This is a genomic window from Aeribacillus sp. JST-2, assembly GCF_056032925.1.
This window is the reverse complement of sequence record NZ_JBVVUU010000003.1, coordinates 121,189-146,296: the sequence shown is the minus strand read 5'-3', so window position 1 is coordinate 146,296 and position 25,108 is coordinate 121,189. Positions and strand designations below refer to the sequence as shown.

Here is a 25,108-nt window from a genome sequence, read left to right as displayed (position 1 = left end):
GGGGATAAAAATGCAGAATCGCTCGTTCTATTTTTTTGCCGGAATTGTACAAGTTTTGGCAAAAGGCAGAGATTCCGAACGGATGCTGAATGATTGCCTGCGGCATGGAATGATGGTGTTGGATGTCAAAAGGCTGGATAACGGCACCATTTCATTTTTTATTCGCTTAAAAGATGTACATGCTTTCAGAAAAGCAGTTCGGAAACATGAATGTAAATGCACCTTTCATCAAAGAAAGGGTTTGCCGTTCCTTTTGAAAAAATCGCGGAAAAATCTCGGTTTTGTTGCAGGGGCAGTAAGTTTTGTATTCATTACATTTCTATTATCCAATATGATTTGGGGAATCGAAATAAAAGGAGCAGATCCGAAGACAAAGCATTTAATTCAAAAAGAATTGGACAAAATAGGAATAAGAAAAGGAACATTGCAATTTTTGACTCCCAGCTATGAAACGGTACGCAATCGCATTTTAAGCGAAGTAGAGGGGATTGCATGGATCGGGGTGAAAACGGAAGGAACAACCTTTCATTTGGAAGTGGCCGAGAAGAAGCAAGAGGAAAAAACGAAACAATCAGGCCCACAGCATCTGGTTGCTGCGAAAAAAGCAGTAATCGCAAAAATGTTTGTTGAAAAAGGACAACCATTGGTGGATGTCCATGATTTTGTAAAAAAAGGACAAATTTTGGTTTCCGGTATCATAGGAGAAGGAGACTCTGTTCGAAAAGTGGCGGCCAAAGGAGAAATATTTGGCGAAACTTGGTACATTTCAAAAGTGGAGGTGCCGCTGACATCCACTTTTCAACTGTTTACAGGGCGTTCCAAAACAAAACATTTTCTTGACTTTTTAGATATTTCCATTCCGGTCTGGGGGTTTTGGGGGAATGAGGAAAAAGGGTATAAACAGTATGTGATCGAGGAAAGCAGACACCCATTAAAAATTTTGCAATGGGAATTGCCTGTTTTTTACAAGAGAGAGACGATCCGGGAAACCGAACATTATAAAAGAAAATATACAATAAATGAGGCAAGATCTAAAGCGATTGCAGCTGGAAAACGAGATTTAGCCGAAAAACTTGGCGAAGATATTGAAATAAAGGGCGAAAAAGTTTTGCACGAAAACGTCGAGAATGGTAAAGTAAGATTGAAAATACACTTCCAAGTTATTGAAAACATTGTCAAAACAAAAAGAGTTCAGGGAGATTAGAGAATGACAGAAGATTTAGTCACTATAAGCCAAAGTTTAGAAAATCCCCATGAAGCGATTAGCTTATTTGGGATACAAGATGTGCATTTAAAAAGAATTGAAGAAGAATTAAATGTATCCATCATAACACGCGGCGAGGCAGTTTATGTTTCCGGTGAAAAGGAAAAAGCCGAATTGGTGGAAAACATCTTGAAGGCACTGCTATCCGTCATTCGCAAAGGAATTCCCATTACGGAACAAGATGTTCTTTATGCGACTAAATTAGCGAAAAACGGGACAATTGATGAGTTTGACTCCCTTTATGATGAAGAAATTGCAAAAAATGCAAAAGGAAAACCCATTCGTGTGAAAACACTTGGCCAAAGGAAATATATCCATGCCATTAAAAAACATGATTTGGTCTTTGGAATCGGACCGGCAGGAACAGGTAAAACATTTTTAGCAGTTGTTATGGCTGTCAATGCTCTAAAAAATGGTTATGTCCATAAAATCATTTTAACAAGGCCGGCCGTGGAAGCGGGGGAAAATTTAGGATTTTTGCCCGGGGATTTAAAGGAAAAGGTGGACCCTTATTTAAGACCGCTTTACGATGCGCTTCACGACATTTTGGGCGTTGATCATACAGAACGATTAATCGAAAGAGGAACGATAGAGATTGCTCCTTTGGCATACATGAGGGGAAGAACCCTTGAAGACTCTTTCGTTATTTTGGACGAGGCTCAAAACACGACAACGAAGCAAATGAAAATGTTTTTAACCCGATTAGGGTTTGGATCGAAAATGGTGATTACAGGCGATCTTACCCAAGTGGATTTGCCAAAAGGGATCAAATCGGGACTTCTGGAGGCCAATGAAAAATTATCGAACATAAAAGGGATATCATTCGTATATTTAGAACAGACAGATGTCGTTCGGCATCCGCTAGTGTCCAAAATTATTGCGGCTTATGAAAAATGAGAGGACCCGTTCCACAAGATCGGGTCGTTTTTGCTTCAACAATGAAGGAGGTGCTGCAAAAAGTGAGAAAAAAATTAGGGCGAACCTCGCAAAAAAAAGAAAAACAGCCAATATGGCCATTTTTTTGGAAAATCCAATCGCTGCACCTTTTTTTATATCCAATTATCGGGATTATCATGTTTTCCGTTTTATTTACCAGTGTAAAACCAGACACGTTCCATGCTAAATTGTTTTCCGTATCAGATCAGACGATTTATGCGCCCGTCACAGTAGTGGATCAGGAAATGACGGAAAAGAGAAAGGAAGAAGCGGCTGAAAGCGTCGAAGACCAATATGTCCTTAAAAAGGAATATGCGGATAACAGCGTCGATTTGGTCGAATCTTTTTTTGACGCTATTGGCGAAGCCTCTTCCGCTGACGGACAAAGCAATCAGGAAGCCGGCAATGAGGCGCAGCTTGACAAATTAAAGACTATTTTGGGAGAGACATACGAAAAATATTCCGAAAATGTGTATTTGCCTCTTTTAGCCGCTGATGAACAGCAGCGGTCGCTGGCCAAAGATGCGGTTGTCACGGCTGTAAACGAAATCATGAACGAACCGATCCCGTCGGAAAAATTAAATGAAGCTAGAGATAAAGTCAAAGAAAAACTTCAATACGTGAATCTGCCTGAGAAGATCAGGGCCGCAGCTGAGGAAATTGGCAGAGGCGCTATTATTTCCAACTATGTATTCGATCCGCAGGCAACTGATGAAAAACGCGAAGAAGCAAAAGAAAAGGTACAGGAAGTGCAAATTAAACAAGGGCAGATCATTGTTGAGGAAGGCCAATTAATTGATCGGGAAGTGTATCGGAAACTGGAGCTTCTCGGTCTTTTGGATAATAAATATACGTTTCAGCCTCTTTTTGGGCTATTCATTTTAATTGTTTTAACGCTTGCTTATCTTGCCTATTTTTTTGAAAAAGATGATAAATTATTTGTTATTAACAAAAACAAGGCTCTTCTTCTGTTTACCATCATATTAGCCTTTACTTTAGCCGTTATGAAAATCATCGGCTTATTTCAAAAAATGGATTATTCTCAAATTGGGTTTATCGTTCCCGTGGTGGTTGGGGTGATGCTGACGAAATTATTGATCAGCGACAAGCTGGCTTTTGTGAGCAGCCTCATCTATGCATTGTGCGGAAGTTTCATTTTTAACGAAGGTGTAACCGGAACATTTAATTTCACAATCGGACTCTACTATTTATGCGGGTGTATTGCAGCGATTTTATTTTTGGGGGAACATAATGTCCGTTCAAAAATTTTGCAGACGGGTCTCTTTGTGTCCATTGTCAACATCGTTGTCATTACCTCTATTTTATTCATACAAAATGGAATTTATTCTAGTTTGGAAATAGGCTCTTATTTCTTAATGGCCGTTGTTTCAGGGGTTGCCTCTTCCGTTTTGTCGATCGGTTTATTGCCATTTTTTGAATCTGGGTTTGGCATTTTATCATCCATGAAGTTAATCGAATTGTCGAATCCGAATCATCCTTTATTGAGGAAAATTTTAACAGAGGCACCTGGAACGTATCATCACAGTGTAATGGTTGCCAACTTAGCCGAATCGGCATGTGAGGCAATCGGGGCCAATGGGCTTTTAGCAAGAGTTGGAAGTTATTATCATGATATCGGCAAAACAAGACGGCCTCATTATTTTATAGAAAATCAAATGAACATGGAAAATCCGCACGACAAGCTGTCGCCGCAGCTTAGCAAAAACATCATTATCGCACATGCGGAAGAAGGAGCCGAAATGTTAAGGAAGCATAAAATGCCGAAAGAATTTATTGACATTGCCCAGCAGCATCATGGAACATCCCTTTTAAAGTTTTTTTACCACAAAGCTCAGGAAAACAGCGATCAGCCTGTATTGGAAAGCGAATTCAGATATCCCGGTCCAAAGCCGCAAACTCGTGAAGTTGCCGTTATATCCATTGCCGACAGCGTTGAAGCAGCTGTAAGGTCATTAAAAAATCCTACGCCTGACAAAATTGAAAAACTTGTTCGCTCCATCATAAAAGACAAACTGCAAGACGGCCAATTTGATGAATGCGATCTCACCTTGAAAGAGCTTGAGCTTGTTGCAAAATCTTTATGTGAGACGTTGAAAGGAATTTTCCATTCAAGAATTGAATATCCAGATTTTCAAGAAAAGAAGGTGAAAAAAGCATGAGGCTTTGCATTGATATTGTCGATCAGACCGAAACATTAACAATGGAAGAACTGCAAACAGTGGAAGGTTTGCTTCAATTTGCTGCTGAAGAACAGCGCGTTCCCCATAATGCGGAAGTATCCGTCACATTTGTTACAAATGAGGATATCCGGGTCATTAATCGTGATTATCGGGGAAAAGATCAGCCGACTGATGTGATTTCATTTGCTTTGGAGGAAATGGGGGAGGATGAAGTGAAAATTGTTGGGGCGGAAGTTCCCCCTCATTTAGGAGATATTATTATCTCAGTTGAAAAGGCAAGAGAGCAGGCCAAAGATTACGGACACTCTTTTCAGCGGGAAATTGGTTTTTTAGCTCTCCATGGCTTATTGCATCTGTTAGGCTATGATCATATGACCGAAGAGGATGAAAAAGAAATGTTTTCGATACAAAAGGAAATACTGGAAAAATACGGATTAAGAAGAACGATCTAAAATGAGGCGCTTTTTGAAAAGTGTTATTTATGCATTGGAAGGGATTGCTTCAACCGTTAAATCGGAAATAAACTTCCGCATTCATTTGCTGGTCGCCGCATTAGTCATCATTGCCGGATTTTATCTAAACATAAGTTTGTTCGAATGGGTGATCGTTTTATTGCTCATTGGCGGCATGCTCGCATTTGAACTTGCCAACACCGCCATTGAACGAATCGCTGACTTTGTCTCGAAAGACTATCATCCTCTTGTCAAAGCAGCAAAAGATGCAGGTGCAGGAGCCGTTTTAGTTTACGCTTTTGTTTCGGTTATAATAGGAATCATCATCTTTGTTCCAAAAATTGTTCAACTTTTGCAGTGAAAAATGTAGAATTTTCTGAAAAAATAACCATGAAAATGATGGAAATATGATGTACAATATATAGTAAAGTTGTGAAAGGATGGATAGCGTGGATTTGAAACAATTAATTGAAGAAGCGAAAGCGGCAAGAGAATTGGCTTATGTTCCTTATTCAAGGTTCAAAGTCGGTGCAGCACTTCTTACTAAAGAAGGAAAAATATACAAGGGCTGCAATATTGAAAATGCAGCATATTCCATGTGCAATTGTGCTGAGAGAACGGCTATTTTTAAAGCAGTTTCAGAAGGGGACAAAGAATTTGCTGCCATTGCTGTAGTTGCCGATACGGATCGCCCCGTAACTCCTTGTGGAGCTTGCAGACAAGTAATATCAGAACTTTGCCCAAAGGATATGAAAGTAGTAATGGCCAATCTGAACGGAGCAGTTGACATAAAAACGGTCGAACAACTTTTGCCGGGAGCCTTTTCATCGGAGGATTTACATGAATAACAGCGGATATAAATCAGGGTTCGTTTCCATTATCGGGCGTCCAAATGTCGGCAAATCTACCTTTCTTAACAGAGTCATTGGCCAAAAAATAGCCATCATGAGCGATAAACCGCAAACAACGCGCAATAAAATTCAAGGGGTATATACGACAGAATCTGCACAAATTATATTCATTGACACTCCAGGGATTCATAAGCCTAAGCATAAATTGGGCGATTTCATGATGAAAGTGGCTCATAACACGCTGAAAGAAGTCGACTTGATTTTATTTATGATCAACGCTGAAGAGCGGTTGGGCCGCGGTGACGAATTTATTATGGAGCGTCTAAAAGAAACGGATACCCCTGTCTTTTTAGTTATAAATAAAATTGATCGCGTTCATCCGGATGATCTGCTCCCGCTGATTGATCAATATAGAGAACGTTTTGATTTTCAAGAAATCGTACCCATTTCTGCCCTGCAAGGCAACAATGTGGAAGCATTATTGGATCAAATTCAATCCTATTTGCCGGAAGGTCCGCAGTACTATCCTAGCGATCAAGTAACAGATCATCCGGAACGGTTCATCATTTCCGAATTAGTGCGTGAAAAAGTGCTGCAATTAACTCGAGAAGAGGTCCCGCATTCTGTCGCCGTTGTCATCGACTCGATTGAAAGAAGGGAAAATAAGGCAGTGTATGTTGCTGCTACCATTGTTGTTGAAAGAGATTCCCAAAAAGGAATCATAATTGGAAAACAAGGAAAAATGCTAAAGGAAATCGGGAAAAGAGCAAGGGTTGATATCGAAAACTTGCTTGGTTCAAAAGTGTTTTTGGAGCTTTGGGTGAAAGTTCAAAAAGATTGGAGAAATCGTTTGTCGCAGCTTCGCGATTTCGGATTCAGGGAAGACGAGTATTGAGGATTAACAAATTTTGTGTAACATGAAATGGAGTCAAATCGGCTATGATAACAATAAATTGGATATAGCGTGCGAACTATGACAGAGAGGTGGGGTAATATGTTAGATTTTACCTGGAAATTATTCGAAAATACAGGTAATATTGACACATATCTCCTTTTTAAAGAAATTGAAAAGGAGCGCATGGAACAACCCGATGTGAAGGAGAAAGAACGGTCAAAATTAGATTTTCCTGTTTTATAGTGCTGTATCCAATAGGATGGTGGAAAAATGTTTGTCAAATCTGAAGGAATCGTCATACGTACAACAGATTATGGAGAGACCAATAAGGTAGTTACAATATATACACGCGAATTTGGGAAAGTTGGAGTAATGGCAAGAGGGGCAAATAAGCCGAATAGCCGCCTCTCTGCAGTTACCCAACTTTTTACGTATGGAAACTTTTTATACCAGAAATCGTCCGGATTGGGGAGCTTAAATCAGGGAGACATTCTTGAATCATTCAGGGGCATTAAAGAAGATATTTTTTTAACAGCATATGCGTCTTATATCGTGGAATTACTGGATAAAGGAACAGAGGACAGGGACAGAAATCCTTTTTTGTTTGAACATTTATATCAGACGCTTTTATTATTAAACGAGGGAATGGATCCTGAAATATTAACAAACATATTTGAAGTGAAAATGTTGAATGTCCTTGGTTTATATCCTGAATTAAATCAATGTGCCATTTGCCAAAAAAAAGATGGCAAATTTCGTTTTTCGTTGAGGGAGAACGGTTTGATTTGTCATCGCTGCGCAGGCAGAGATCCGTACAGTTTGGAAGTATCAGAGAGGGCTTTAAAGCTTTTGAGGCTGTTTTATTTCATTGATTTAAAGCGCATTGGGCAAATTTCCGTAAAACCCGAAACAAAAAAAGAACTGCGGTTTATTCTTGATCAATATTATCATGAGTTTGCCGGGCTGAATTTAAAATCTAAAAAATTTTTAAACCAGCTTGACAGTTTGAAAGAAAAACTGTAAATCATATAAATGGGCATCATTCAAAAAGCGAAATCCAACGGGGATGAGGGTCGCCAAAGATTTGATCCGAATTTTAATGGTCTTGCGAAATGAAATTGAACATAATAAAATCATTTTATAAGTAAATCATATAAAGATCATGCGGTGAAGGAAAGGAGTACTTGCAATTCCCATATAAAGCGACCTTAGGATGGTGCGAGCTAAGGGATGGGGTGCAGGGAACGGCGTTCTGGAGCAATAAGTGCTTGAGAGGCTGAACAATTTTCAGCAAGTAGGGTGGAACCGCGGGCTATATCCCGTCCCTATGCAAAGTGTGGATTGCTTTGCATAGGGGCGTTTTTTGTTTGGCAATAGCCGAACATGAGCGAACCCGTTTATTTGTTTGAATGGCCATTGCCGTTGCAACGTCCAAAACATTCCGAGTCTATGGTTCACTTTTGTTCTTTACAAAATAAATGGAGGTGCCGATTCATGAATGTTCAGGAAATGATTTTGGCTTTACAAAAACATTGGGCAGATCACGGATGTATTTTAATGCAGGCTTATGACGTAGAAAAGGGGGCTGGCACGATGAGCCCTTACACGTTTCTTCGTTCCATCGGACCTGAACCATGGAATGTCGCCTATGTAGAGCCGTCCAGAAGGCCAGCGGACGGACGTTATGGAGAAAATCCGAACCGTCTTTATCAGCATCACCAATTCCAAGTCATTATGAAGCCTTCTCCTAAAAACATTCAAGAAATTTATTTGGATTCTTTAAAAGCTTTAGGAATTAATCCGCTCGAACATGACATTCGCTTTGTGGAAGACAATTGGGAAAACCCTTCTTTAGGCTGTGCAGGACTTGGATGGGAAGTGTGGCTTGACGGGATGGAAATAACGCAGTTTACTTATTTTCAACAAGTAGGGGGGCTGGAATGCAAACCTGTTTCAGTCGAAATTACCTACGGAATAGAACGATTAGCCTCCTACATTCAAGAAAAAGAAAATGTATTTGATCTTGTATGGACGACGGGAGTTCTCTACCGGGATATTTTTTATCAACCGGAATATGAGCATTCCAAATATACGTTTGAAACTTCGGATACAGAGATGCTGTTTCAACTGTTTAATACGTATGAAAAAGAAGCACATAGGCAGATGGAATTAGGTCTCGTCCATCCGGCTTATGACTATGTGCTGAAATGCTCTCACACATTTAATTTGCTTGATGCAAAAGGGGCGATTTCTGTTACAGAACGAACTGGCTATATTGGGAGGGTGAGACATTTAGCCAGAAAAGTAGCCAAAACATTTTATGAAGAACGGGAAAAACTGGGATTTCCTTTATTAAAGGCAAAGGAGGCAGAAGACCATGAGTAAACGGGATTTGCTCATCGAAATTGGACTTGAGGAAATGCCTGCAGGGGTCGTTTTGCAGTCGATCGAACAGCTTTCAGAAAAAGTGGAAACTTGGCTGCGTGAAAACCGCATTTCATTCAAAACGCTAAAAAAATATTCGACGCCACGACGCCTTGCCGTCCTTGTAGAAGATGTTGATGAAAAGCAGGAAGACATAAAAGGAGAAGCCAAAGGGCCGGCGAAAAAAATAGCCCTTGACGAGAAGGGCAACTGGACGAAGGCCGCGGAAGGCTTTTGCCGCAGTCAAGGAGCCGCCGTCAACGAAATTTATTTCAAAGACGTAAACGGTGTCGAATACGCTTTTGTTCAAACGTTTAAAAAAGGGGAAGAAACAAAAGAACTTCTTTTTGGATTAAAGGACATCATTCAATCGCTCCATTTTCCGAAAAACATGCGCTGGGGAAACTGGGATCTTCGCTACATCCGACCGGTTCAATGGCTCGTTGTTTTGTTTGGCGAAGAAGTTGTCCCGATTTCTATTACGGATGTGCAAGCCGGCAATACAACAAATGGGCATCGATTTTTAGGCTCTCATTTGACCATCGCAGAACCGAAGCAATATGAAAAAATTCTTGGCGACCAATATGTCATTGCTGATTATGACAAACGAAAACAAATGATCTTGGCTCAATTAAAGCAAATGGAAGAAAGGCAAAATTGGACCATTCCTGTTGATCAAGAACTGTTAGAAGAAGTAACCAATTTGGTTGAATACCCGACTGTCTTATTTGGCTCGTTTGCGGAGGAGTTTTTAAAATTGCCGGAAGAAGTGCTTGTCACAACAATGAAAGAACATCAGCGCTACTTTCCAGTAAAAAACAAGGAAGGGAAACTTCTCCCTTATTTTGTAACAGTGAGAAATGGCGATCACCAACATTTAGACATCATTGCCAAAGGCAATGAAAAGGTGCTTCGGGCAAGACTTTCAGATGCCAATTTCTTTTATGAAGAAGATCAAAAACTTTCCATTGAGGAAGCGTTGGAGAAATTGAAAAGGATCGTTTTCCATGAGGAATTAGGCACAATCGGTGACAAGGTTAAAAGAATTGTGGCATTGGCGCGGAAACTTGCTGAAAAACTCGACTGTTCGAAAGAAGAAAAGGAATTGATCGAACGAACAGCTTCCATTTGCAAATTTGATCTCGTTACGCAAATGGTTTATGAATTTCCTGAACTTCAAGGAATCATGGGCGAAAAGTATGCGCAGTTAAAAGGAGAGCCCGAAGTGGTGGCCAAGGGGATCAATGAACATTATATGCCGCGGCATGCAACTGACAAAACGCCTGATACGACAGCTGGTGCGATTGTCGGGATCGCCGACAAGCTTGATACAATTGTCGGCTTTTTCTCGATCGGCTTGATCCCAACAGGTTCCCAAGACCCATATGCATTAAGGAGACAAGCAAGCGGAATTGTGCAAATATTGCGGGCCAAAAAATGGAGACTGCCCTTAGAAGAATTGTTTGATTTGGCCATTGATGAATATGAATTAGAAGAGGATGGCTCTTTAAAAGAGGAATTGAAGTCATTTTTCCAAATGAGAGTGAAATATGTTTTGCAGGAGGAACATATTCGCCACGATCTTATTGATGCTGTTCTTCAATCAACCTATCATGAAATCAATTCCTATTTTGATCGATCAGCCGTTTTGGCAGAGGAAAGCAAAACAGCCGATTTTAAAGAAACGATTGAAGCATTGTCCCGTGTTGTCAATATATCCGCCAAAGGACAAGCGGGGGAAATCAAGGAAGAACTGTTCCAAAAAGAGGAAGAAACTGCACTGTATCAAGCATACATGCAGCTGAAGGAAACGATGCCAAAGCTGAAACAAGAAGGCAGCTTTAAAGAAGCCTTTTTGAAGCTGAAACAATTAAAGCCTGTTATTAACAATTATTTTGAACATATTATGGTTATGGCCGAAGACGAAACAATAAAACAAAATCGGCTTTCGCAAATGGTTCAGCTCGCTGATGTGATCACATCTTTTGCGAAAATGAATGACATCATTGTAAAATAAATGAAACCGGGCGATTATCCTTATGGGTAATCGTCTTTCTTTCATCTTTTCCATTAAGCTTGAGGCTTCAGACCTTTTAAAATCATGGAAATTATATATAATGTTTGTAGGACAGAGCGTTTTCCAAGGTGGTGAGGACAATAGAGCTGAATAATCGACAGAAGCAAATATTGCAAATTGTGAAAGATCATGGTCCGATAACCGGCGAACATATCGCAGAGCGGTTAAAATTAACGCGGGCCACGCTTCGGCCTGATTTGGCGATTTTAACGATGGCTGGTTATCTTGATGCCAGACCGAGAGTCGGCTATTTTTATACAGGTAAATCAGGGGCGCATTTGCTGGCTGAAAAATTTCATAAATTAAAGGTAAAAGACTTTCAATCACTGCCTGTTGTGGTGAGTGATCAAGTATCTGTTTATGATGCAATTTGCACGATGTTTTTAGAGGATGTCGGCACTTTATTTGTTTTAGACAGCCAGTCTTTATTAGTCGGCGTTCTGTCAAGAAAAGACCTTTTAAGGGCAAGCATTGGAAAACAAGAATTAACGCAGATCCCGGTTAATATTATTATGACGAGAATGCCGAACATAACAGTTTGTCATAAAGATGATTCAATTATTGATGTAGCCAGAACGTTAATTGATAAGCAGATTGACGCACTGCCGGTTGTAAGGGAAGCTTCTGGGGGATATGAAGTGATCGGAAGGATTACGAAAACAAACATGACGAAAATATTGGTGCAATTAGTGGACGATGAAATCATTTAAAAAAGCGGGGGAGGAAAATGGCCATTCGAACGATTTACGTTGTATCGGATTCCGTTGGAGAAACAGCAGATCTTGTCGCAAAAGCAGCAATCAGCCAATTCAATGGCTCTCAATATGAAACAATTGTAAGAAGGATTCCTTATGTTGAAGATAAAAGCACAATTAAAGAAGTCATTGAATCGGCAAAAATGGAAAAAGCGATCATTTGTTTTACATTAGTAGTTCCTGAACTCCGGCAATATTTAATTGAAGAAGCAAATAAAGAAGGCGTTATTTACCATGATATTATTGGACCGTTAATTGATAAAATGGAGACATCCTATGGTATGAAGGCCAAGTATGAGCCGGGAACGGTCCGAAAGCTTGATGAAGATTACTTTAAGAAGGTGGAAGCCATCGAGTTTGCTGTAAAATACGATGACGGCCGCGATCCGCGCGGTATTTTGAAGGCTGACATTGTTCTTATCGGGGTTTCAAGAACTTCCAAAACACCTTTGTCGCAATATTTAGCACTAAAAAGATATAAAGTGGCCAATGTTCCGATCGTTCCGGAAGTGGAGCCGCCAGAAGAGCTGTTCCAGGTTTCAAAAGATAAATGCATCGGTCTGAAAATCAGTCCCGAGAAGCTGAACTATATACGGAAGGAACGGTTGAAACAGCTCGGTTTGAATGATCAAGCAGTTTATGCCAATATAGACCGGATCAAAGAAGAACTTGCCTATTTCGAAAAAATTGTAAAGAAAATTAATTGTTCGGTAATTGATGTCTCCAACAAGGCGGTTGAAGAGACGGCCAATTATATTCAAAATTTAATGATGAAAAGATAAAGAATGAAACAACATGCCTACTTTCAGCAAGAAGAGTAGGTTTTTTTTCACCGTGAGAAAAAAGAATGGAATATTGAAATACATTGTATTATAATAAAAAATTGTGATAAAATTACTCTTTTTAGGTTTAGACTAGAAAAAATACGAATAAACTATTTATAAGATATTGTCAAGGGGGTTGTAAAAAGAAAATTCGACAAACACTTGAAAGATTTTATTGATTTACAAGAAGGAATCTTTGAGGTGATGAAGAATAGAGAATAATGGCGAAAAAAATATCACTGTTTTCGTTGATGCCGATTCATGCCCGGTAAAAGAAGAAATTGTGTCGACAGCCAAAAAGTTTGCCGTTCCGGTATTGTTTATTGCCTCATACGCCCACGTGAAAAAAGACAGGAATCAAAATTGCTGGGTTTTTGTCGATATTGAGAAGGAATCTGTTGACATGTATATTTTAAATCATGTACGAAAAAACGATATCGTCATCACCCATGATATCGGCTTGGCCAGCATCTTGCTTCAAAAGTGTGCACACGTTCTCTCGCCGAGAGGAATTCTCTTTACAGAAGAGACAATAAATGCTCATCTTTATCTTCGATATGTTTCGGCAAAGGCTAGAAAAAACGGCCATTATGTCAAAGGACCAAAACAATTTCAACAAAAACATCAACATCATTTTATCATTTTGTTAGAAAAAATATTGTCGAATTATGCAGGGGATTTTAAAATTTATATAGAATAAATATGTACGGAGATGTTCATATGGGAAACAAAATTCCCGAAGAATTAATTGAAAAAGTTCAACATGCTGTTGATATCATCGATGTTGTCAGCGAATATGTCCAGTTAAAAAAACAAGGCCGCAACTATTTCGGGCTTTGCCCTTTTCATGGCGAAAATACACCTTCATTTTCCGTTTCGCCTGAAAAACAAATTTTCCATTGTTTCGGATGCGGGGCTGGCGGCAATGTTTTTTCATTTCTTATGCAAATAGAAGGATACAGTTTTATTGAAGCCGTCCAAGTTGTGGCTCAAAAAGCAGGTGTTGAACTGCCGGAAGACTCTTCCCTCTTGCAAGAACAAAAGACGATAAAAAACAGCCATGCGGAAGCAATGATTAACGCGCATGAGCTTTTAAAAAAATTTTACCATCATTTGCTTGTCAATACAAAGGATGGTCAAAAAGCTTTAGATTATTTGCTGCAAAGAGGGTTTACGATAGAACTGATCGAAAAATTCGAGATTGGCTATTCATTGAATTCTTGGGATTTTGCTTTCAAATATTTATCACAAAAGGGGTTTCATCCATCATTATTGGAGAGAGCCGGGCTTTTGATCCGCAAAGAATCTGATGGTTCCTATTTTGATCGATTCCGAAACAGGATTATGTTTCCGATTAAAAACCATCAAGGAAAGACGGTTGCGTTTTCCGGAAGGGCTCTTGGGGGCGAACAGCCGAAATATTTGAACAGTCCAGAAACCGATATTTTTCATAAAGGCCGTATTCTTTACAATTTTCATCAAGCAAGGCCTTATATTCGGAAACACCAAAAAGCGGTACTGTTTGAAGGGTTTGCCGATGTCATTTCTTCCGTTCATGCAGGCGTTGAAAACAGCATTGCTACGATGGGAACATCATTGACAGAAGAGCAGGCAAAACTACTAGGCAGAAGCGGAGCAACGGTGGTTATTTGCTATGACTCAGATTCAGCCGGTGTTGAAGCAACTTTCAGAGCAGCCAATATGCTGCAGGAAGCGAACTGTCACGTAAAGGTTGCTATGCTACCTGACGGCTATGACCCTGATGACTACATCAGAACGCACGGGAAGGAAAAATTTAGAGATGATGTAATAGGGGCAAGCGTTTCGCTTATGGCTTTTAAAATGAATTATTTTCGAAAAGGAAAAAATTTACAGGACGAAGACGAACAAAAGCAATATATCGAGCAGGTGATCGAGGAACTGAGCAGCCTTGAAAGCGAAATTGAGGAGGAGCTTTATCTCGCTCAACTTGCTGATGAATTTGCCATATCAAAAGAAGCTTTGAAATCGGTGCTTCATAAAAAAAAGAAAAAGAAAATACATCGCTCCAGCCAATTTGACGTTCAGCCGGCATTTATTCAACAGAAAGCACTTTTGCCCGCATACCATAATGCGGAGCGCTTACTCATTGCCCATATGCTGAAGAATAAGGATGTAGCTGAAAAGGTTTTGCATCAGCTTGGAATGAATTTTAATATTGAAGAGCATCGGGCAATTGCCTCCTATCTTTATGCGTTTTATGAGGATGGCAACAGCCCGGATATCAGCCTGTTTTTAAGCAAACTTTCCGATCGGACGCTAAGCAGAATTGTATCGGAGATTGCCATGATGACCGTTGGGGAAGAAGTAGCAGAACAAGAACTCAAAGATTATATAAAATGCGTCTTAAACCAGCAGAAATTGCTTAAGCTAAAAGAAAAGGAAGCTGAGAAGCGAGATGCCGAAAAGCGGAAAGATTATATAAAAGCCGCTGAAATTGCGATGGAACTGATTAAGCTGAAAAGAGCATTATCCTAAATTTACGTCAACTGTTTAACTCTGGAAGGAGGGGATCCGATGGCTAAAAAACAAGTTCACTCAAAAGAACTTGAGACGGAAGGAACTTTAGAAGAAGTAAAAAATCAGCTCATTCAAATTGGCAAGAAGCGCGGCGTCTTAACATACGAGGAAATTGCAGAGAAGATGGCAAATTTAGATCTTGATTCAGACCAAATGGATGAATTTTATGAATACATCAGCGAACAGGGAATCGAACTAATCAGCGAAAATGAAGATGTAGATGATTCTGATTTGCCTGATTTGGAAAAAGAAGATGAAGAAGAATTCGATTTAAATGATTTAAGCGTGCCGCCAGGTGTGAAGATCAATGACCCAGTAAGGATGTATTTGAAAGAAATCGGCCGCGTCGACCTTTTATCGGCTGATGAAGAAATTGAACTTGCCAAACGCATTGAGCAAGGAGACGAAGATGCAAAAAGAAGGCTTGCGGAAGCCAATCTGCGTCTTGTCGTCAGCATTGCCAAGCGGTATGTCGGCCGCGGGATGCTTTTTCTTGATTTGATTCAAGAAGGGAACATGGGCCTCATGAAGGCTGTCGAAAAATTTGACTACCGCAAAGGTTATAAGTTCAGTACCTATGCAACGTGGTGGATCCGCCAAGCGATTACGCGTGCAATAGCTGACCAGGCTAGAACAATTCGCATCCCTGTTCACATGGTGGAGACGATCAATAAACTGATCCGGGTTCAGCGGCAACTGCTGCAAGATCTTGGAAGGGAACCAACACCGGAAGAAATCGCCGAAGATATGGATTTAACACCGGAAAAAGTTAGAGAAATCTTAAAAATTGCCCAAGAGCCTGTATCGCTTGAAACACCGATTGGCGAAGAAGATGATTCGCATCTCGGAGATTTTATTGAAGATCAGGAAGCCACTTCGCCGTCGGAACATGCTGCATATGAATTATTAAAGGAACAGCTTGAAGATGTATTAGATACTTTGACAGACAGAGAAGAAAACGTGCTTCGCCTTCGTTTTGGCCTTGATGACGGCAGAACCCGAACTTTAGAAGAAGTTGGCAAAGTTTTCGGCGTCACCCGTGAAAGAATTCGGCAAATTGAAGCGAAAGCACTTAGAAAATTGCGTCATCCTAGCCGAAGCAAACGTTTGAAAGACTTTTTGGAATAATCAATGATTATGACATGGCAGACTTTTGTCTGCCTTCCTTTCACGTTGTGTAAACGTTATCAGCTTACACTATATTTTACTGAATCTTCTTTCAGTTTGCAAATGGCTTTTGATGGATTTTTTTTGGCGAATTTTTTGTCTAATTCGTGAACATAAAGAAGAACTTCATTTAAAGGGTTTTCCTGCACGGAAAATTAAAGTAAAATAGAGGTTGTTTAGATATTTTTGCGCTTTCTTTGGATATCAGTTTTTCCAATGATATTCGCATTTTCGACATGCACTGAAAAAAGAGAAAGCAAATGTACGGTACATAGGGGAGGTTACAAAATGAATCGTAATCCGCTTATTCCATTTGTATTAATCTTTATTTTCGGAATTGGACTAATGATTGTATTTTCGTTCATCGGCTTAGACAATCAAAAAGAGATGGCGGAAAAAGAAAAAGGTGGCGGACAAAAGACAGAAGAGGTCGCCAATGCGAAGCCGGAAGATATTTTTAAACAAAATTGCGCCTCTTGCCACGGACAAAATTTTGAAGGCGGAGCTGGCCCTTCCTTAAAAGGAATTGGCGACAAATTGTCCGTAGATGAGATTAAAACAACCATTCAAAACGGACGAGGCATGATGCCTGGTGGATTGGTCCCGGAAGAAAAGCTTGATGAAATGGCGGAATGGGTATCAAAAATTAAATAACGCAAATGGTTAAAAAAGTCTTCCTAAGCGGAGGACTTTTTTCTTACCTATTCTCTTATCGATAATGAAATGAAAGGTGAAAAAAATGGAGAAGATCCAGCTTTCCAAAAGGCTGCTAGAGGTTGCCAAATACGTTCCGGAAAACTCTATAACAGCCGATATAGGTTCAGACCATGCTTTATTGCCATGTTATTTAATACAACAAAAAATTGCAAAAAAAGCGATTGCCGGCGAGATCAATGAAGGGCCTTATCAAACGGCTAAAAGGCAGGTGGAAAAATGCGGATTGCAGCATTTGATTTCCGTTCGCAAGGGAGACGGGTTATCTATTATAGAAAACGACGAGCCTACATGTGTTGTTATTGCGGGGATGGGAGGCTCCTTAATCCAAAAAATTCTTGAAGAAGGAAAAGAGAAATTAAAAAAAGCAGAACGGCTGGTACTGCAGCCAAATATTCATTCGATAGAAGTTCGCAAATGGCTGCTTCAACATGATTGGGAATTGGATCATGAATCGATTTTAGAAGAAGATGGGAAAATTTATGAAGTGTTGGCAGCGAAAAGAGGAGACGGCCGAAAACCATATGAAAACATGCCGATGGCGTCCGCATTGTTGATGGGGCCATTTTTGATGAAAGAAAAAAGTCCAGTGTTCCGAAAAAAATGGAATCACGAATTAAAGCATTGGCAAAGCGTTTTAAAACAACTTGAAAATGCAGAGGAAACGAAACAAATTTTCGATAAAAAGGAAGAAATTCAACAAACGATTTTGGCTATCAAGGAGGTTATCTAAATGCTGAAAACGGCAAACGGTCAACAGATCGTACAACTGTTTGAAGAATTTGCGCCAAAAAGCTATGCCTTGGAAGGGGATAAAATAGGACTGCAAATCGGTACATTAAACAAATCTGTTCGAAAAGTGATGATCGCCTTGGATGTTTTGGAAGAAGTTGTTGATGAAGCAATCGAAAAAAATGTTGATCTCATCATTGCCCATCATCCCCCGATCTTTCATCCGCGCAAGCACATTCGAACAGATGATGCTGCAGGCAAGATCATTGAAAAATGTCTCAAACACGACATTGCGGTTTATGCAGCACATACGAATTTGGATGTCGCAAAAGGAGGTGTCAATGATCTTTTAGCTGAGCGGCTGCAATTGGTTCAACAGCGGATTCTAGTTCCGACTTATCAAAATTCTTTAAAAAAGCTTGTCGTTTTCGTGCCGAAAAAATATGAACACCAAGTTCGTGAGGCGCTAGGAAAGGCAGGAGCAGGATTTATTGGAAATTACAGCCATTGTGCATTTTCTTCAACTGGAACAGGTTCCTTCCTGCCGCTTGAACAAGCGAATCCTTTCATTGGAAAGCAGGGGAAGCTTGAATTTGTCGAGGAAGTGAGAATTGAAACGATTTTTCCGAAATCGATTCAAAAGCAAGTGGTGCGGGCAATGCTTGCCGCCCATCCATATGAAGAAGTTGCTTATGACATTTATCCCTTGGAAAACGAGGGTGAAATGCTCGGGTTAGGGAAAATTGGCGAATTGGAAAAGAAGATGACATTGGAACAATTTGCCGAACACGTAAAGAAAACGCTCGAAGTAAAAAAAGTCCGGGTGGTTGGAAATTTGCAATCGACCGTGAAAAAAGTGGCCGTTTTAGGCGGTGACGGGAACAAGTATATCCATCAGGCAAAAAGACAAGGTGCCGATGTGTTTGTAACAGGGGATTTATACTATCATACAGCCCATGATGCCTTAATGATCGGTTTAAATGTAGTAGATCCAGGGCATAATGTCGAAAAAGTGATGAAAGAGGGAGTAGCAGAAAAATTGAAAAAACGGTGTGAAAAAGAAAAACTGGATGTGGAGATCTTCCCTTCACTGATCAATACCGATCCGTTTAAATTTGTATAAGAAAAAACGGATCAGGCATTTCCTGCAAGAAATGGCTGATCCCGTCTTCATTTTTGGTTAAAGTTTTTTTGTTTTTACTTTCGGCAATATTTTTTCAAGAGGAACATTGGAAGTTAAGTCCCAAGTAGTTGGATCATTTGGGTCATAGTTTTCTAAAAATTGGATGACTTCTTTGACAATTGGTGTTGGCGTTGAGGCTCCTGCAGTCACTGCCACTTTTTCAACACCTTCAAGCCATTCAAGCTTGATTTCGCTAACATTGGCTACCCGATATGCCTTTGTACCGGCAATTTCTTCGGATACTTGTGCCAGACGATTGGAATTGTTGCTGCGAGGATCACCGACAACGATTGTTAAGTCCGCTTCTTTTGCCTGTTCAGCGACCGCTTCTTGGCGAACTTGTGTAGCTAGGCAAATTTCTTTATGAAATTCAACATGAGGATATTTCTCTTTCACTTTTTCCATAATATCAGCGACATCCCACTGGCTCATCGTCGTTTGATTCGTTACAATAATCTTGTCAGTGCGAATGTCCAGCGCTTCGACATCTTTAATAGTCTCAACAAGATGAACAACATCTGGAGCAACACCGACCGCTCCTTCAGGTTCAGGATGTCCCTTTTTTCCGATATAAATGACTTCGTACCCTTCTTCTTTCTTTTGTTTTATCAGTTCATGAGTTTTTGTGACATCAGGGCATGTTGCATCAATGGTTACAAGCCCTTTTTCCTTTGCGATTCTCCTTACCTCGGGCGAAACGCCGTGTGCCGTAAAAATAACCGTTCCTTTATCAACTTTCTTTAAAATTTCAAGACGATTTTTTCCGTCAAGGGTGATGATTCCTTCTTGTTCAAACGCATCTGTCACATGTTTATTATGAACGATCATGCCTAAAATGTAGATCGGTCTTGGCAAGGTTTTATCCATTGCCGCATTTTTGGCGATAACCATTGCATCAACTACACCGTAACAATATCCGCGCGGGGAAATTTTAATGACTTCCATCTTTTTTCCTCCTGAAGGTTTTTAAGGAAAATGAAAAATGCCGGCAAGCGGCACAAAACTCTATCATTATTATATCGGAGATTAAGGAGGAAAACAAAATAATTAAATATACAGCTTTGGTTTTGATTCCCTTGGCGTTTTTTCGGGTGCTGAATCTTCTTCCCCGCTATCCGATGGTTCTGTTTTGTTGGCGGAACGGCGTTGATCAACTTCGTCAGTTTTATTCGTATCGTTTTCATCCGTGTTTTTTAATTCTCTGTAAATTTTCAGCATAGCCGGAAGGTTGCGGATCAACGGACCGTATTGCTGAACCATTGGGGTGATTTGCTGGGCGACGCCAAGTGCTTTCTGAATATTTGTCAACATATTTGACAGATTTGCAGGATTAGTAATGTTTGGAATTCCGCCAGCTGCGGCTCTTGCTGCTCCTCTACTTGCTGGGAAAAAACGGGAAAATAACGTTTGCATCCCTCCTCTTGCATAAGGCGGCTGTCCAAAGAAGTACGAACCATTCCCGAAAGGATGATGATAGCTCATTGGATAAAAGTGAAAAAATGGCTGCCCGCGGTACGGAGGGACAAAGCGAATAGGATGCATAACACAGCCTCCTTCCTTTTTCCATTTTTACTACAATACATTATGCGAATGAATCAAGATATGTTTAATGAAATTGGAGTTTTTTCCTCAGATTGTTTATAATCAAAAAATGAGCTGCTGTTGAAAAGGGGTGGATTGTTCATGAAAGCAAAATTTCAAGGGTTCGCGTTTAAATCCTTCATTATAGATGCTATTGATTCGCTTGGATTTCAAGAGCCGACAGACATTCAAGCGAGAATAATTCCGAAAATTTTAAAGGGTGAAAGCGTCATCGGCCAATCGCAAACAGGCACTGGAAAAACCCATGCCTATTTGCTTCCGTTAATCAACAACCTTGATGGGAGCGAAAAACGGGTGCAAGTGGTTATTTTAGCGCCTACTAGAGAACTTGCCTCACAAATTTACCAAGAGGTGTTGAAAATCATAGAGCATGCGCCTGACCAACAACCATTGACTGCAAGGCTTTTTATCGGCGGCACCGATAAATGGCGGACAATGGAGAAACTGAAAACTCAACCGCATGTCATTGTCGGAACACCGGGCAGAATTCTTGATTTAGTAAAGGAAGGGGCGCTGGATGTCCATACGGCAAAAAGCATAGTAGTCGATGAAGCCGATTTAATGATCGATTTAGGCTTCATTTACGAAGTCGACCAAGTTGCCAGCCGCATGTCCAAGGAGTTGCAAATGCTCGTTTTTTCTGCAACGATTCCAGAAAAACTGATACCGTTCTTAAAAAAATATATGGAAAATCCTGAATTTGTCCAAGTATCACCAAAGAGCGTTCCTGCCCAAAAGATCACGCATGTTCTTGTACCGTTAAGGCATCGCAGCCGAATCGATCTTGTTTATGAAATAGCCGTCTCCTTAAATCCTTATTTAGCGATGATTTTTACAAACACGAAAACAAAGGCGGAAGAAATCGCCGAAGGTCTCGCTGAAAAGGGTTTAAAAGTTGGGAGAATCCATGGCGGACTTTCCCCGCGTGAGCGGAAAAAAGTGATGAGGCAAATAAGGGATTTAGAGTATCAATATGTTGTTGCAACAGATTTAGCCGCAAGAGGAATCGATATTGAAGGCGTTTCTCATGTTATTAATGCGGAAATGCCGAAAGATCTTGATTTTTACATTCATCGTGTCGGCAGAACAGCTAGGGCGAATTATTCAGGGGTTGCTTATACGATATACGAAGAGAAGGATGAACGAGCTTTAAGAAAACTAGAAAAATTGGGAATTTCTTTTAATCATCAAGATATTGTGAACGGACGGTTGCATACCATTGAAGATCGAAACAGGAGGGAAAACCGCAAAAAGCATGTTAAAGAGGCAACAGTGATAAACATTCCTGTCAAAAAGATCAAACCCGGCTACAAAAAGAAAATGAGAGAGCAAATGCAAAAAAGAAGAAAATTTGACAAGAGATACAAATAAAAGGGAGATAAAGGAGAGGAAGAACAATGCTGAAAATTGGTTCACATGTTTCGATGAGCGGGAAAAAAATGCTTCTGGCGGCCAGTGAAGAGGCAGTTTCATATGGTGCGAACACATTTATGATTTATACTGGCGCTCCCCAAAACACAAGAAGAAAAAAAATTGAAGATTTGAACATTGAAGCAGGGTTGGCGCATATGAAGGAGCATGGAATCGAGGAAATCGTCGTCCATGCACCGTATATTATCAATATCGGAAATACGACGAATTTGGCTACTTTTCAATTAGGGGTTGATTTTCTTAAATCAGAAATAGAACGAACAGAAGCGATCGGCGCAAAACAAATTGTCCTTCATCCTGGCGCTCATGTCGGTGCAGGATCGGAAGCAGGGATCAAAAAAATCATTGAAGGTTTGAACGAAGTGCTGGAAAGAGGCCAGAAGGTGCAAATAGCCCTTGAAACAATGGCTGGGAAAGGCTCCGAATGCGGCCGAACTTTTGAAGAACTTGCAGCAATTATTGATGGCGTCGCCTTTAACGAGTATTTATCAGTCTGTTTCGATACTTGCCATACCCACGATGCCGGTTATGATATTGTGAACGACTTTGATGGAGTGTTGAATGAATTTGATAAAATCATTGGCATTGATCGGTTAAAAGTCGTGCATATTAATGACAGCAAAAACCCTCGCGGCGCGCAAAAAGACCGTCATGAAAATATCGGCTTTGGACATATTGGGTTTGAAGCCATCTGCTATATTGTTCACCATCCGCAGCTTGAAAACTTGCCGAAAATATTAGAAACTCCATACGTCGGCCAAGATAAAAATAATAAAAAACCGCCTTATAAATTTGAAATTGAAATGTTGAAAAACAAATCGTTTGACGATCAGCTTTTGGATAAAATAATGAATCAATAACAATAGTTGGACATGCTCCCTGTATCGGAACATGTCCAATTTTTTATTTTCGGTTTCCGTTCATGAATTGCCAAAACAGCTCGTTTGCTTTATGTGCCGTTTCTTTTGATGTGATTTTGGCCACTTGCCTCAACAAGGCAATCCTTTCCTGATCATTAAAGACATCAATTTTTTTCCCTTTGACTAGCTGCAAAAGTTTTTCTGCCTGTTTGCGGGTGATGGATATGTCGTATTGTTTTGCATAAGCGACAAGTTCCTCCGGTTTTAAATGATTGATCTTCTGATGAATAATTTTTTGAAATAAAATCAAAAATCTCGCCTCCTCTTTTTTATTTTTATGGCGGATGAGCGAAAAGTTTCCAAGTAAATGGTATTTTCGACAAATTCTTTGATTTTTAATAAAATAAAAACATCAATGAAAATAATGGGAGGAGAAGAATGAAACAAAAACAACATAAAAAAGAAAGCTTAAAACATTTAATTTATCGATTGATCATGATTGTCATTGGAGCAGGTTTAGCCGCAGTGAGCATTGAATTGTTTTTAGTTCCCAATCATATGATCGATGGCGGGATTATCGGAATTTCGCTCATTTTGGATCACTTATTGGCAGACAGGGTGCCGTTTCTGAATTTTGCGTCACTTGTCGTTATTTTAAACTTGCCTTTTATGTATTCGGGTTATAAGCAAATTGGAAAAACTTTTACTTTTTCTTCGATTTTCGCCATCCTTTGCTTAGCGATCATCGAAAGGTTATTTCATCATTTTGAGGCATTTACCACTGAACCGCTATTGGCAACCGTTTTTGGAGGGCTTCTTTTAGGAGCGGGTGTCGGGATTGTCATCCGCCACGGAGGATCTTTAGACGGCACAGAGATTTTAGGGCTTCTGTTTACGAAAAAGCTCCCGTTTTCTGTTGGGGAGATTGTGATGTTTTTAAACCTGTTTATCTTTGGCTGGGCCGCCTTTGTTTTTGGAGTGGAGCAAGCATTATATTCGATTTTTACATATTATATTGCTTTTAAAACGATTGATGCAGTCATTCAAGGACTTGACGAAACAAAAGCTGTCATTATTGTTTCTGATTATTATGAAGATGTATCTGATGCGATCTTGTCAAGGTTGGGCCGGGGAACAACCAAGCTGAAAGGAAAAGGCGGATTTTCCGATACGGAAAAAGATGTGATTTATGCCGTTGTCACAAGACTTGAAGTGACAAAATTAAAATCAATTGTTCAGGAAATCGATCCGAATGCGTTTATTACCATCATGAATACACAGGAAACAAAAGGCGGAAAATTTAAATCTGCCATTCATTAACAAAATTTGCTTTACAAATATTTTTGGCTCATGTATACTCTTTTGATGAACAAATAAATCGTAATCATTCTTAAAAAGAATAAGGTGAATGAAATGAAAGAAAAAATCGTTGAGGTCAAAAATCTTTACTTTCAATATGATAAAAAGACGGTTTTGGAAAACATTGATTTGTCCATCGAAAGAGGAGCTTTTTTAGGACTAGTGGGACCCAACGGATCAGGGAAATCGACATTATTAAAATGCCTTTTAGGCCTGCTGAAGCCGATGAAGGGTTCAATCAAACTTTTTGGAGAAGATATACAGAATTTTCGTGATCGGTCTAAAATAGGCTTTGTCTCGCAAAAAGCAAACAGTTTTAATTCAGCTTTTCCGGCCAATGTCTTTGAAGTTGTGGCAAGCGGGTTGACGGCTAAAATCGGCTTATTGAAAAAGATGAAAAAATCCGATCGGGAGAAGGTTTTGGAGGCCATTCGCATTGTTGGAATGGAGGAGTTTGTCCATCGAAATATCGGCGAGTTGTCAGGCGGACAGCAGCAGCGGGTGTTTATAGCAAGAGCTCTTGTCAGCGAACCGCAATTGTTTATATTAGATGAGCCGACTGTTGGGGTTGACCAACAAACGGTTCGCCATTTTTATGAACTATTGGAGCATTTAAATAAAGATTTAGGCATCACCTTAATTTTAGTCACCCATGATATTGGAGCCATCACTGATAAAGTATCTCATGTTGCTTGTTTAAACAGAAGATTATATTTCCACGGAAATACTGATGAATTTGAACATCTGAAAGAAAAGGGATTAACGGCTATTTATGAGCATCCTGTGCAATTGTTAATACACAATCATTAAAATGGAGGAAAA

At 39.9% G+C, this 25,108-nt stretch carries 26 protein-coding genes; 23 read left to right on the top strand and 3 right to left on the bottom strand.

Annotated features, from left to right (window positions below):
* Positions 1-10: 10 nt before the first annotated feature.
* The 19 genes from yqfD (at position 11) to AC0KTX_RS02910 (ending at position 18,974) form a co-directional block, all read left to right on the top strand.
* Entirely contained in the window at positions 11-1,204 is a 1,194-nt protein-coding gene (gene yqfD, locus AC0KTX_RS03000) for a sporulation protein YqfD (protein WP_474250750.1), read from the top strand.
* A gap of 3 nt (positions 1,205-1,207) precedes the next feature.
* Positions 1,208-2,161, top strand: a complete 954-nt coding sequence (locus AC0KTX_RS02995; RefSeq protein ID WP_474250749.1) for a PhoH family protein — start codon at positions 1,208-1,210, stop codon at positions 2,159-2,161.
* A 41-nt stretch (positions 2,162-2,202) separates the two neighbouring features.
* Positions 2,203-4,380: an HD family phosphohydrolase gene (locus AC0KTX_RS02990; protein ID WP_474250797.1), complete on the top strand. Its 2,178-nt coding sequence runs from the start codon at positions 2,203-2,205 to the stop codon at positions 4,378-4,380.
* The gene (gene ybeY, locus AC0KTX_RS02985) at positions 4,377-4,853 is read left to right on the top strand and encodes an rRNA maturation RNase YbeY (RefSeq protein ID WP_474250748.1); all 477 of its coding nucleotides are present in this window, start codon (positions 4,377-4,379) and stop codon (positions 4,851-4,853) included. Before AC0KTX_RS02990 ends, ybeY begins: the two co-directional genes overlap by 4 nt.
* Position 4,854: 1 nt before the next feature.
* Positions 4,855-5,214 carry a diacylglycerol kinase family protein gene (locus AC0KTX_RS02980; protein ID WP_474250747.1) on the top strand — a complete coding sequence of 120 codons (360 nt, stop codon included), beginning with the start codon at positions 4,855-4,857 and terminating at the stop codon, positions 5,212-5,214.
* Positions 5,215-5,302: 88 nt separating this feature from the next.
* Positions 5,303-5,701 carry a cytidine deaminase gene (locus AC0KTX_RS02975; protein ID WP_474250746.1) on the top strand — a complete coding sequence of 133 codons (399 nt, stop codon included), beginning with the start codon at positions 5,303-5,305 and terminating at the stop codon, positions 5,699-5,701.
* Positions 5,694-6,599 carry a GTPase Era gene (era, locus tag AC0KTX_RS02970; protein ID WP_474250745.1) on the top strand — a complete coding sequence of 302 codons (906 nt, stop codon included), beginning with the start codon at positions 5,694-5,696 and terminating at the stop codon, positions 6,597-6,599. Before AC0KTX_RS02975 ends, era begins: the two co-directional genes overlap by 8 nt.
* Before the next feature lie 99 nt (positions 6,600-6,698).
* Positions 6,699-6,842: a YqzL family protein gene (locus AC0KTX_RS02965; protein ID WP_474250744.1), complete on the top strand. Its 144-nt coding sequence runs from the start codon at positions 6,699-6,701 to the stop codon at positions 6,840-6,842.
* 27 nt (positions 6,843-6,869) lie between these two features.
* Positions 6,870-7,622: a DNA repair protein RecO gene (gene recO, locus AC0KTX_RS02960; RefSeq protein ID WP_474250743.1), complete on the top strand. Its 753-nt coding sequence runs from the start codon at positions 6,870-6,872 to the stop codon at positions 7,620-7,622.
* A gap of 471 nt (positions 7,623-8,093) precedes the next feature.
* On the top strand, positions 8,094-8,984 hold the full coding sequence (gene glyQ, locus AC0KTX_RS02955) for a glycine--tRNA ligase subunit alpha (RefSeq protein WP_474250742.1): 891 nt from the start codon (positions 8,094-8,096) through the stop codon (positions 8,982-8,984).
* Positions 8,977-11,040 carry a glycine--tRNA ligase subunit beta gene (gene glyS / locus AC0KTX_RS02950; RefSeq protein ID WP_474250741.1) on the top strand — a complete coding sequence of 688 codons (2,064 nt, stop codon included), beginning with the start codon at positions 8,977-8,979 and terminating at the stop codon, positions 11,038-11,040. The genes glyQ and glyS overlap by 8 nt, the downstream gene beginning before the upstream one ends.
* A 128-nt stretch (positions 11,041-11,168) precedes the next feature.
* Positions 11,169-11,810 carry a transcriptional regulator CcpN gene (ccpN, locus tag AC0KTX_RS02945; protein WP_474250740.1) on the top strand — a complete coding sequence of 214 codons (642 nt, stop codon included), beginning with the start codon at positions 11,169-11,171 and terminating at the stop codon, positions 11,808-11,810.
* Positions 11,811-11,827: 17 nt separating this feature from the next.
* Positions 11,828-12,637 (top strand): pyruvate, water dikinase regulatory protein, encoded by an 810-nt coding sequence (locus AC0KTX_RS02940; protein WP_474250739.1) that lies wholly within the window; start codon positions 11,828-11,830, stop codon positions 12,635-12,637.
* A gap of 325 nt (positions 12,638-12,962) precedes the next feature.
* Positions 12,963-13,379 carry a DUF188 domain-containing protein gene (locus tag AC0KTX_RS02935; protein ID WP_474250738.1) on the top strand — a complete coding sequence of 139 codons (417 nt, stop codon included), beginning with the start codon at positions 12,963-12,965 and terminating at the stop codon, positions 13,377-13,379.
* 20 nt (positions 13,380-13,399) lie between these two features.
* Positions 13,400-15,196 (top strand): DNA primase, encoded by a 1,797-nt coding sequence (dnaG, locus tag AC0KTX_RS02930; protein WP_474250737.1) that lies wholly within the window; start codon positions 13,400-13,402, stop codon positions 15,194-15,196.
* A gap of 39 nt (positions 15,197-15,235) precedes the next feature.
* Positions 15,236-16,366, top strand: coding sequence for an RNA polymerase sigma factor RpoD (gene rpoD, locus AC0KTX_RS02925; RefSeq protein WP_474250736.1), 1,131 nt, complete (start codon positions 15,236-15,238; stop codon positions 16,364-16,366).
* Positions 16,367-16,693: 327 nt separating this feature from the next.
* A complete protein-coding gene (gene cccA / locus AC0KTX_RS02920; protein WP_474250735.1) occupies positions 16,694-17,059 on the top strand; it encodes a cytochrome c550 in 366 nt (121 codons plus the stop codon).
* An 85-nt stretch (positions 17,060-17,144) separates the two neighbouring features.
* Positions 17,145-17,852 carry a tRNA (adenine(22)-N(1))-methyltransferase gene (locus tag AC0KTX_RS02915; protein WP_474250734.1) on the top strand — a complete coding sequence of 236 codons (708 nt, stop codon included), beginning with the start codon at positions 17,145-17,147 and terminating at the stop codon, positions 17,850-17,852.
* Positions 17,853-18,974, top strand: a complete 1,122-nt coding sequence (locus AC0KTX_RS02910; RefSeq protein WP_474250733.1) for a Nif3-like dinuclear metal center hexameric protein — start codon at positions 17,853-17,855, stop codon at positions 18,972-18,974.
* Positions 18,975-19,031: 57 nt separating this feature from the next.
* On the opposite strand, the gene AC0KTX_RS02905 is transcribed toward AC0KTX_RS02910, so the two are convergent.
* Both AC0KTX_RS02905 and vrrA read right to left on the bottom strand, forming a co-directional pair.
* Complete coding sequence (locus tag AC0KTX_RS02905) at positions 19,032-19,979, bottom strand: 4-hydroxy-3-methylbut-2-enyl diphosphate reductase (protein WP_474250732.1); 948 nt, start codon at positions 19,977-19,979, stop codon at positions 19,032-19,034.
* A 102-nt stretch (positions 19,980-20,081) separates the two neighbouring features.
* Entirely contained in the window at positions 20,082-20,576 is a 495-nt protein-coding gene (gene vrrA / locus AC0KTX_RS02900) for a VrrA/YqfQ family protein (protein ID WP_474250731.1), read from the bottom strand.
* A gap of 141 nt (positions 20,577-20,717) precedes the next feature.
* Between vrrA and AC0KTX_RS02895 the strand changes: the two genes are divergently transcribed.
* Together AC0KTX_RS02895 and AC0KTX_RS02890 are read left to right on the top strand one after the other, a co-directional pair.
* Positions 20,718-22,007: a DEAD/DEAH box helicase gene (locus AC0KTX_RS02895; protein WP_474250730.1), complete on the top strand. Its 1,290-nt coding sequence runs from the start codon at positions 20,718-20,720 to the stop codon at positions 22,005-22,007.
* 26 nt (positions 22,008-22,033) lie between these two features.
* Positions 22,034-22,927, top strand: coding sequence for a deoxyribonuclease IV (locus tag AC0KTX_RS02890; protein WP_474250729.1), 894 nt, complete (start codon positions 22,034-22,036; stop codon positions 22,925-22,927).
* 43 nt (positions 22,928-22,970) lie between these two features.
* Here the strand turns inward: AC0KTX_RS02890 and AC0KTX_RS02885 are convergent, their stop codons facing one another.
* Complete coding sequence (locus AC0KTX_RS02885) at positions 22,971-23,237, bottom strand: DUF2624 domain-containing protein (RefSeq protein ID WP_474250728.1); 267 nt, start codon at positions 23,235-23,237, stop codon at positions 22,971-22,973.
* A gap of 128 nt (positions 23,238-23,365) precedes the next feature.
* Here AC0KTX_RS02885 and AC0KTX_RS02880 point away from each other — a divergent pair, with 128 nt between their 5' ends.
* Both AC0KTX_RS02880 and AC0KTX_RS02875 read left to right on the top strand, forming a co-directional pair.
* Positions 23,366-24,247 (top strand): YitT family protein, encoded by an 882-nt coding sequence (locus AC0KTX_RS02880; protein WP_474250727.1) that lies wholly within the window; start codon positions 23,366-23,368, stop codon positions 24,245-24,247.
* Between the two features lie 93 nt (positions 24,248-24,340).
* The gene (locus AC0KTX_RS02875) at positions 24,341-25,096 is read left to right on the top strand and encodes a metal ABC transporter ATP-binding protein (RefSeq protein WP_474250726.1); all 756 of its coding nucleotides are present in this window, start codon (positions 24,341-24,343) and stop codon (positions 25,094-25,096) included.
* The last annotated feature ends 12 nt before the right edge of the window (positions 25,097-25,108 follow it).